We start from the raw sequence: 481 nt of genomic DNA, 5'->3' as shown, positions 1-481 counted from the left end.
ATGTATATCGACGAAACACCGGGCTTGACCGCACTTGAACTGCGCGCCCGCGCCCGCCGCCTTGCACGCCAGTTCAACGGAAAATTGGGCTTAATCGTAATTGACTACCTGCAATTAATGGCAGGATCAGGACGTTCGGACAACCGCGCCTCAGAACTCGGCGAAATTTCGCGCTCCCTCAAAGCCTTGGCGAAGGAGCTGCAAGTTCCCGTCATTGCCTTGTCGCAGTTGAGCCGTACCGTAGAGCAACGTACCGACAAGCGTCCAATGATGTCCGACTTGCGGGAATCCGGTGCCATCGAGCAGGATGCTGACCTGATTATGTTTATGTACCGTGATGAATACTATAACCAAGAATCGCCCATGAAAGGACTCGCGGAATGTATTATCGGTAAACACCGTAACGGTCCTGTCGGGAAAGTATTCCTCACTTGGATGGGACAATTTACCAAATTCGACAATGCAGCCTACATACCCGAAT

The 481-nt window shown here is 51.8% G+C and carries 1 protein-coding gene; it reads left to right on the top strand.

From position 1 onward, the window contains the following. Window positions 1-481 (top strand): DnaB-like helicase C-terminal domain-containing protein (locus ACTHUR_RS19595; RefSeq protein ID WP_440400457.1); only part of this gene is annotated, 481 nt, incomplete at both ends.

It is taken from the genome of Neisseria sp. P0021.S007, assembly GCF_051956855.1.
Note: the sequence above shows the minus strand (reverse complement) of the source record. Positions and strands in the feature narration are given on the sequence as shown.